The sequence below is a fragment of the Moraxella sp. K23 genome (assembly GCF_041154765.1).
GTDB classification, from domain to species: Bacteria; Pseudomonadota; Gammaproteobacteria; order Pseudomonadales; family Moraxellaceae; genus Faucicola; species Faucicola tetraodonis.
In genome coordinates this window covers 2,469,261-2,477,111 of sequence record NZ_AP031595.1, presented here as the reverse complement: position 1 = coordinate 2,477,111, position 7,851 = coordinate 2,469,261, and the positions used below count along the sequence as shown (strand labels likewise).

Below are 7,851 nucleotides of genomic sequence, written 5' to 3'. Positions count from 1 at the left end.
ATTGTTGATAAGTAAAAACAGGAAATTACTAACAAGCTATCAACGGTTTATATACATACTTATCAACATGGCAAATATTTGTTTTTTTATGATTTTTAGTTAAATATCCACAGAAATAGACCTGCTTAATAATAATAAATAATACTTATTGAATATATAATAATAAAATAATTTTTTGTGGATAACTTTTGTTGAATGGTATTTGTTATACAAAAATATTATTTTAAATAAATAAAATAATTGATTGTGTCTGTGATTTAAAGAAAGAAATTAACCAATAATCTTAGTTATCCTTGACCTATTGGTTAAAATTAAGGATAATACTAGATTAACTGTTTTGAAATTTTGTATTTTAACCGCTATCGGTTAAATATCACGTAAATTTAGCCAAGGTGAATCGCATGAAACGCACTTTCCAACCAAGCGTAATCAAACGTAAACGTACTCACGGTTTCCGTGCTCGTATGGCTACTAAAAATGGCCGTCAAGTTTTAGCTCGTCGTCGTGCTAAAGGCCGTCATCGTTTAACGGTGTAATGTCTATTTCGTTAACTTGATTTAATAATATTGTTGATATTAAAACAGGTTATAGTAAAAAGCGATATACTTCTTATATCGCTTTTTTTATTGTCGTACTAATCGTTATGCTAGAAGTCGGTTTGTAACTAGCGCTTAGCATACTCCCCTACTCTATTATTTCAGCCTATTTTTACCCTATCCATAAAATTTATAGCTTCTTGTTTATGGTTTAGCTTTTATTTTAATGGGGCTTTGGTATTGATTTGGACTTACCCTCATGATTGCAGACAAACCTTTTAAATTTGATAAATCACAGCGGCTACTAACGCCCAAAGATTTTAAAGCGATGTCGGGTCGTCATACCAAAACTGGTGAAGATCAGTCACAGCCTGTTGTGATATTTAAAATTCATCAGCCTAATTTATTGTTCTTTGTCAAAGTGGTTTTAGCTGATAGCCAAAGACAAGCTGCAGTAAATCGGTTGGGTCTTGCGATCACTAAAAAGAAAGTCAAACGTGCCCATGAGCGTAATCGTATTAAGCGATTAACGCGAGAGCATTTTCGGTTGCATCAGCACCAGCTAAATGGTCAAGTTGATATTTTGTTAACTATCAAGCAGTTTTCCGATGACATGCCAAATGAAGCAATTGCGCAGCAATTAGCGATGGGCTTTAACTTAATCAACGATAAGATTAGAAAGTTGAAGCGGAATTAATTTTAGCGGCAGTTCGTAATATCTTTACTCAAATGAAGGTGATAAAAAATCTGGGTTTAATCCATGAATAAATTATTAGCAAAATTTTTGTTGTTTATGATTATATTTTATCAGCGTTTGATTAGCCCGTGGTTGGCACCTCGTTGCCGCTTTTATCCAACGTGCTCTAGTTATGGTTTAGAGGCGGTAAGATTGCATGGGGGGTACCGGGGTGGATTATTAACAGCCAAGCGTATCGCACGTTGTCATCCTTGGGGTGGGCATGGCATTGATTTTGTCCCTAAGCCATTATATCGCTACCGTTATCATTATATTGACACATTGCCGTCTTACTTTTTGGTATATGCTTACCACTATTATTAATTTATTGGGTTGATGAAATTATAAAAACTTGTTGCGAGTCTTAAATAGCGTAATTGAGTCAACTATTTATGGAATATCTTTTTTAACTTTTTTTTAGTAGAATGTCTTCTATTTTTTAATTGTTTTTCCTTTATTAGCAACTAGTGATTTCAAGCAATATCATTAGATAGGATAGCTATATATGCAAAAAATTTTACGGACATTGATTATTATCGCAATGTTAATTACGGGTTATTTGCTGATTCTGGCTTGGCGGGATGATTATACCAATGTAAATAAACCCGTGGCGATAACCCCAACAACCACAGCCGTGAGTAGCAATGATGTGCCAGTGGCGGGGGCTTCAGGTACGCCAACGGGTGATATTCCCGCGGCAACGGCAACCACGCCAACTGCTGCTCCCACTACCCAGAAAACGGGCGCACAGCTCATTAGCGTGATGACGGACAAATATGATCTTCGTATTAATCCAGTGGGTGGCGATGTGGTATACGCGGCGCTTCGAGAGCAGACCCAGACATTAAATAGCAACCAACCGTTTGTACTCCTTGAAGAAGATAGTAATCGCGTATATGTGGCTCAGTCAGGGTTAATTGGTGCCAATGGTATTGATAATAGCAATGGCCGTGCGACTTTTACCGCGCCTAGTAACCAATTTGTCATGCAACCTAATCAAGCCGAATTGGTCGTGCCTTTAACTTATCAAAAAGATGGCGTAACCGTCATCAAATCCTATAAGTTTACCAAAGGTCAATATCCTATCAACGTCAGCTATAACATCACCAATAACGGTACGCAGCCTTGGCAAGGACAAATGTATGCGCAGTTAAAACGTGATAATAGCGAAGACCCAGGTAAAGGTGACAAAGGCGCAATTAGCCTATCGACTTACCTAGGTGGCGCATGGGGTACACCAGATCAGCCTTACAACAAACTCAAGTTTGGTAATTTTAATGAGGGTTTAAAAGCCAGCAGTGATAAAGGCTGGATTGGCATGGTACAGCATTATTTTGTCACCGCTTGGATGCCAAAGGATTACACAGCAAATTTTTATAGCCGTGAAGCTGGCAAAGATCACATTATCGGGTTCACCAGTAACCCTGTGTCAGTCGCTCCCAACAAACAAGTGACGTTAACGTCTGCCCTGTATGCAGGTCCAAAAATTCAAACCAACTTAAAACCTTTGGCAGAGGGGTTAGATAAAACTGTTGATTACGGTATCTTATGGCCGATTTCAAAAGTCCTATTTTGGATTTTGGATAATGTACATAAAGTCTTGGGTAACTGGGGTTGGTCAATTATTGTACTCACTTTATTGGTAAAAATCGCGTTAATGCCTATCGCCAATAAAAGCTATCACTCGATGGCAAAAATGCGCGCAGTGGCACCACGATTACAAGCCCTAAAAGAAGAATATGGTGATGACCGTATGCGTATGTCACAAGAGATGATGCGCATCTACAAAGAAGAAAAAGTCAATCCGATGGCAGGTTGTTTACCTGTATTGCTGCAAATGCCGATTTTCTTGGCGTTGTATTGGGTACTGGTCGAATCGGTCCAATTACGCCATGCCCCTTGGATTGGTTGGATTCGTGACTTATCATCCATGGATCCATTGTTTATCTTGCCACTCATTATGGGCGCGGCGATGTTTTTCCAGCAGATGCTAAACCCACAGCCGCAAGATCCTATGCAAGCCCGTGTGATGAAATTTATGCCGATTATTTTCACCGTGTTTATGCTATTCTTCCCAGCGGGTCTAGTGCTTTATTGGACAGTCAACAACTTGTTTAGTATGGCGCAGCAATACTTTATCAATAAAAAAGTTGAGCGTGAGCAAGCAGCAAAAGAGGCAGCACGTAACGTGGTGTAAATCCATCAATCAGTAAGTTATCCACCCTTTAAACCGTTGTTTAAAGGGTTTTTTATTGGCAAAAAATAATCATGTTGTAATCAGTGAGTGGATGTTAAAATATCAGTATTAAGTCAATGCTGACTACCCGAAATGTTAGATTGTAAAAAATTATGTTAAATAACTCTCAGACAGCGCTTACTTCAACCATTGCCGCCATTGCAACTCCAATGGGTCGTGGCGGGGTTGGTGTGATACGCCTATCAGGTCCAAACAGTTACCAAATTGCCTTGGCGTTAACCGGTCGTCAAGCTTTCAAACCGCGATTTGCCCATTTTTGCCGATTTTATGATAGTGATGATACGGTGATTGATGAGGGATTGGTGTTATATTTCCCTGCCCCCCATTCTTTTACGGGTGAAGATGTGATTGAGTTGCAAGGTCACGGTGGTATGATTTTGCAGCAGCAGCTTTTGACCCGTGTGTTTGAATTGGGTGCAAATCAGGCGGTAGCGGGCGAGTTCTCGGCGCGGGCTTTTGATAATGATAAGCTTGATTTAGTACAAGCAGAAGCGATTGCTGATGCCATTGATGCCACCAGTGTGGCTGCCGCAAAAAGTGCCATGCGCTCATTGACCGGTGAGTTTTCACAAAAAATTAATGCGCTGCTTGAGCAGTTAATTCAGCTACGACTGTATGTTGAAGCCGCTATTGATTTTCCGGATGAAGAAGGGGTTGATTTTTTGGCAGATGAGCATATCGCCAAGCAATTACGCCAAGTTTGTGAGCAACTAAACAATGTATTAGCCACTGCCAAACAAGGGCAATTACTGCGAGATGGTGTCTCAGTTGTGATTGCCGGGCGACCCAATGCGGGAAAATCTAGCTTGCTCAATCGTCTAGCAGGGCAAGAGCGTGCCATTGTGACCGATATTGCAGGAACAACGCGCGATATTTTGCAAGAAACCATTGTGTTAAACGGTCTAACGCTAAATTTGACCGATACCGCTGGGCTGCGCCAAACCGATGATATTGTGGAACAGGCGGGCATTGAGCGAGCACGACAAGCCATCACCCAAGCCGATTTACTGCTTATGGTGTATGATGCGCACCGTGAGCATGAGCCGTTACGATTGGCGAGCGAATTATTTGGTAGCCTACCCAATGCCAATTCGATATTAATGATTGCCAACAAAATTGATTTATCCGACAATCACCAAAATTTGCCCAAGCAGTTTTCATCACAAGAGCAGATTTACCACCCCGTCTATGTGTCTTGTAAATATGGTACAGGGCTTGAGGAATTGGTCAATCAAATCTGTGATAAAGTCGGTTTTCATCCCCCTGAAAACAGCTTGATTGCACGAACCCGCCATCTTGATGCGCTACGCCGTACCCAAATGGCGCTGCAAGAAGCCGATGAACAACTGCATTTGTTTCATGCCGGTGAATTGGTGGCGGAAAGCCTACGCCAAGCACAGATTAGCCTCAACGAAATCACCGGTGAATTTACCGCCGATGATTTATTGGGCAAGATTTTTGGCAGTTTTTGTATTGGTAAATAACGTAATAGGTTTAAACTTAGCTAGGAAATCGCATGCACTGTCCATTTTGTAATGCTGAAGATACTAAAGTCATTGATTCAAGACTCGCGGCAGAAGGTGCGCAAGTACGACGTCGTCGTCAGTGTGCCGCGTGCCAAGAGCGATTTACCACCTTTGAAATTATCGAAGCGGTCATGCCTCGTATCATCAAATCCAATGGTCGTATTGAGCCGTATGATGGGCAAAAACTGCGTCGCTCAGTGCAACTACCGTTACAAAAACGTCCAATATCGACTGACAACATTGAAGCTATGATTAGCCGGATTGAAAAGCAGCTCAGACAGCTCGGGGAGCGTGAGGTGCCAAGTAAAATTTTAGGTGAAATCGTCATGAAAGAGTTGAGCCAAATTGATGATGTCGCCTACGTTCGATTTGCTAGCGTGTATCGAGATTTTCAAGATATTGAAGCCTTCAAACACATGGTGTCAAACCTCACCACGGACACCAACAAACAAGAAATCAATCAACGTATCGAAGATTTGACTCACCCACACAAGCTCAAACATCTACAATCCTAAGTTTTATTATGACGGCAACTTTATCCCCTGCTGAGTGCTATCAGCACCAATACTATATGTCACGCGCCATTGAGCTGGCTAAAAAAGGACGTTTCACCACCCGTCCCAATCCTAGTGTCGGCTGTGTCATTGTCAAAGATAATCAAATCATTGGCGAAGGTTTTCACTATCAAGCAGGACAACCCCACGCCGAAGTGTTTGCCCTTCGCCAAGCGTATGAGCGTTATGCTAAGCATTTGCAAGGGGCAACAGCTTATGTCACGCTTGAACCTTGTAGCCATCATGGACGTACCCCGCCCTGTGCTGATGCGCTAATCCAAGCGGGTATTAGCCGTGTGGTGATTGCTGTTGTCGATCCTAATCCTAAAGTCGATGGTGGTGGTATTGCCAAACTGCAGCGAGCGGGTGTCGAAGTCATTACTGGCATTTGTGAGCAAGCGGCTTATCAATTAAATGAAGGCTTTTTTAAGGTCATGCGTGGCGGCTTGCCTTTTGTGCGCTTAAAGATAGCGACAAGTCTAGATGGACGCACCGCGATGGCAAATGGTGAGTCAAAATGGATAACAAGCGAACAATCACGTGAAGATGTACAGCGTTTACGAGCGCAAGCAGGGGCGATTATCACGGGTAGCGAAACCATCCTGCAAGACCATCCTGCGCTAAATATCCGTAGTCAGCAATTAGGGATAAATTTAGACGATATACCCCAGCCGTTACTGGTCGTGCTTGACCGTCGTCAACGCATCAAAATGACGGATGCATGGTATCAAAGTCAAATCAACAAGCGTCCTGTTTTGCTTATCCAAGATTCAACTATGAGCTTAACCCAACTACTCACCAGTCTAAAAGACAATTACCAAATCAATGATGTGTTGGTTGAAGCAGGTGCGACGGTCGCTGCTAGTTTCTTACAACAAGGTTTGGTAGATGAATTAGTCGTGTATCAAGCGCCATGCTTTTTGGGTAACAGTGCTAAGCCCATGATTAACTTTACGGCACAGCATATCCACCAGCAAATTATCGCTTCGTTAGTTTCACATGAAACAATGGAGACTGATATCAAATTAACCTATCGTTTTGATAAGTAAATACACATAATGGGTTGGATAAATCTCGCTGAAAATAAAATAGTTAAATTATTATATTTTTCGCTTTTTAAAACTTATCCACATTGTTAGCTAAATTTAATGAAAGCGTTAAAAGTAGATTTTCTTTGTGGATAAGTGTTTCACATGAAACAGTCATTAAAGCTATGTTTTACTGCAATACTAGACTATAAGCGGTGTTTCACATGAAACATAGCACAAAACACCCGTAATCTATCACAATTAAGACCAGTGGATAAGTAGATAAACAAGGTCATAAGTAGTCTATGATGGTAAGTTATCCACCAAAAGCTACCTCTATCATTTTAATTTTTTGAATGCCTGATGACCAATTTAAATTATATCTGAGAGCTGATTATAATTTAATTATTCTAAATAATATTTTATATTTGTGATAGTTGTAAAAGTACATTAAAATGCATTGATATCATAAAGAAATAGGATAAACAATGTTCACAGGTATTATTGAAGCGACTGGAAAAATCGTTGCGATTACGCCAACACAGGGTGATGTACGCTTAAAAGTTCAATCTGACTATTTAGACTTTGCTGATGTTAAATTGGGTGACTCGATTGCAAGTAATGGGATTTGTCTCACTGTTGTAGAGCAAGGTAAAGACTGGTACGCCGTTGATGTTTCACGTGAAACACTCAATAAAACAGCGATGCAACAATGGCAAGTTGGCGATGTAGTAAACCTTGAAAAAGCCATGTTGCCTACTACACGATTTGGCGGGCACATTGTCACCGGTCATGTTGATACCACGGGTACGGTTAAACTGATAAAAAATGATTCGCGCTCGATTTATATAGAAATTGAGATTCCAAGCGAGTTTACCAAATATGTCGCTACCAAGGGTTCTGTAACAGTCGATGGTATTAGCCTGACCAGTAATTTGGTGGAAGGTAATGTGATTAGTTTAAATATCATCCCCCATACAGCGCAGGTCACCAACATAAGCAGACATTGGAAAGTGGCAACAAAAGTCAACATCGAGGTGGATGTGGTAGCCAGATATTTAGAAAAACTTCTTATGTCAACACCAGACAACATGTCAAATTCTAATCATGAAGGCATTACATTAAGCTTCCTACAACAAAATGGGTTTAGCAAATAGAGCGCAACTGCTTTATAATGATGGACAAAGAACCACCAACCAATTTACTTTTAAAAC

8 protein-coding genes are annotated in these 7,851 nt (G+C 40.8%); all 8 read left to right on the top strand.

Features of this window, described 5'->3' with window-relative positions; translation table 11 throughout:
* Positions 1–401 precede the first annotated feature (401 nt).
* The 8 genes from rpmH (at position 402) to ACAM37_RS10865 (ending at position 7,794) form a co-directional block, all read left to right on the top strand.
* Positions 402–536, top strand: coding sequence for a 50S ribosomal protein L34 (gene rpmH, locus ACAM37_RS10900; protein WP_050326012.1), 135 nt, complete (start codon positions 402–404; stop codon positions 534–536).
* A 259-nt stretch (positions 537–795) separates the two neighbouring features.
* Entirely contained in the window at positions 796–1,233 is a 438-nt protein-coding gene (gene rnpA / locus ACAM37_RS10895) for a ribonuclease P protein component (protein WP_369626238.1), read from the top strand.
* Between the two features lie 63 nt (positions 1,234–1,296).
* The gene (gene yidD / locus ACAM37_RS10890; RefSeq protein WP_007116622.1) at positions 1,297–1,596 is read left to right on the top strand and encodes a membrane protein insertion efficiency factor YidD; all 300 of its coding nucleotides are present in this window, start codon (positions 1,297–1,299) and stop codon (positions 1,594–1,596) included.
* 181 nt (positions 1,597–1,777) lie between these two features.
* Positions 1,778–3,469: a membrane protein insertase YidC gene (yidC, locus tag ACAM37_RS10885; protein ID WP_100285359.1), complete on the top strand. Its 1,692-nt coding sequence runs from the start codon at positions 1,778–1,780 to the stop codon at positions 3,467–3,469.
* A 152-nt stretch (positions 3,470–3,621) separates the two neighbouring features.
* Positions 3,622–5,013, top strand: coding sequence for a tRNA uridine-5-carboxymethylaminomethyl(34) synthesis GTPase MnmE (gene mnmE / locus ACAM37_RS10880; protein WP_203171252.1), 1,392 nt, complete (start codon positions 3,622–3,624; stop codon positions 5,011–5,013).
* Between the two features lie 32 nt (positions 5,014–5,045).
* On the top strand, positions 5,046–5,570 hold the full coding sequence (nrdR, locus tag ACAM37_RS10875) for a transcriptional regulator NrdR (RefSeq protein WP_007116619.1): 525 nt from the start codon (positions 5,046–5,048) through the stop codon (positions 5,568–5,570).
* Between the two features lie 8 nt (positions 5,571–5,578).
* Positions 5,579–6,658, top strand: coding sequence for a bifunctional diaminohydroxyphosphoribosylaminopyrimidine deaminase/5-amino-6-(5-phosphoribosylamino)uracil reductase RibD (ribD, locus tag ACAM37_RS10870; protein ID WP_369626237.1), 1,080 nt, complete (start codon positions 5,579–5,581; stop codon positions 6,656–6,658).
* Positions 6,659–7,125: 467 nt separating this feature from the next.
* Positions 7,126–7,794 carry a riboflavin synthase gene (locus tag ACAM37_RS10865; RefSeq protein WP_144918597.1) on the top strand — a complete coding sequence of 223 codons (669 nt, stop codon included), beginning with the start codon at positions 7,126–7,128 and terminating at the stop codon, positions 7,792–7,794.
* The last annotated feature ends 57 nt before the right edge of the window (positions 7,795–7,851 follow it).

What these genes read in the sequence shown, in the direction of transcription:
- rpmH (WP_050326012.1), top strand. Translation starts at nt 402, where the DNA reads ATGAAACGCACTTTCCAACCAAGCGTAATCAAACGTAAACGTACTCAC.
- rnpA (WP_369626238.1), top strand. Translation starts at nt 796, where the DNA reads ATGATTGCAGACAAACCTTTTAAATTTGATAAATCACAGCGGCTACTA.
- yidD (WP_007116622.1), top strand. Translation starts at nt 1,297, where the DNA reads ATGAATAAATTATTAGCAAAATTTTTGTTGTTTATGATTATATTTTAT.
- yidC (WP_100285359.1), top strand. Translation starts at nt 1,778, where the DNA reads ATGCAAAAAATTTTACGGACATTGATTATTATCGCAATGTTAATTACG.
- mnmE (WP_203171252.1), top strand. Translation starts at nt 3,622, where the DNA reads ATGTTAAATAACTCTCAGACAGCGCTTACTTCAACCATTGCCGCCATT.
- nrdR (WP_007116619.1), top strand. Translation starts at nt 5,046, where the DNA reads ATGCACTGTCCATTTTGTAATGCTGAAGATACTAAAGTCATTGATTCA.
- ribD (WP_369626237.1), top strand. Translation starts at nt 5,579, where the DNA reads ATGACGGCAACTTTATCCCCTGCTGAGTGCTATCAGCACCAATACTAT.
- ACAM37_RS10865 (WP_144918597.1), top strand. Translation starts at nt 7,126, where the DNA reads ATGTTCACAGGTATTATTGAAGCGACTGGAAAAATCGTTGCGATTACG.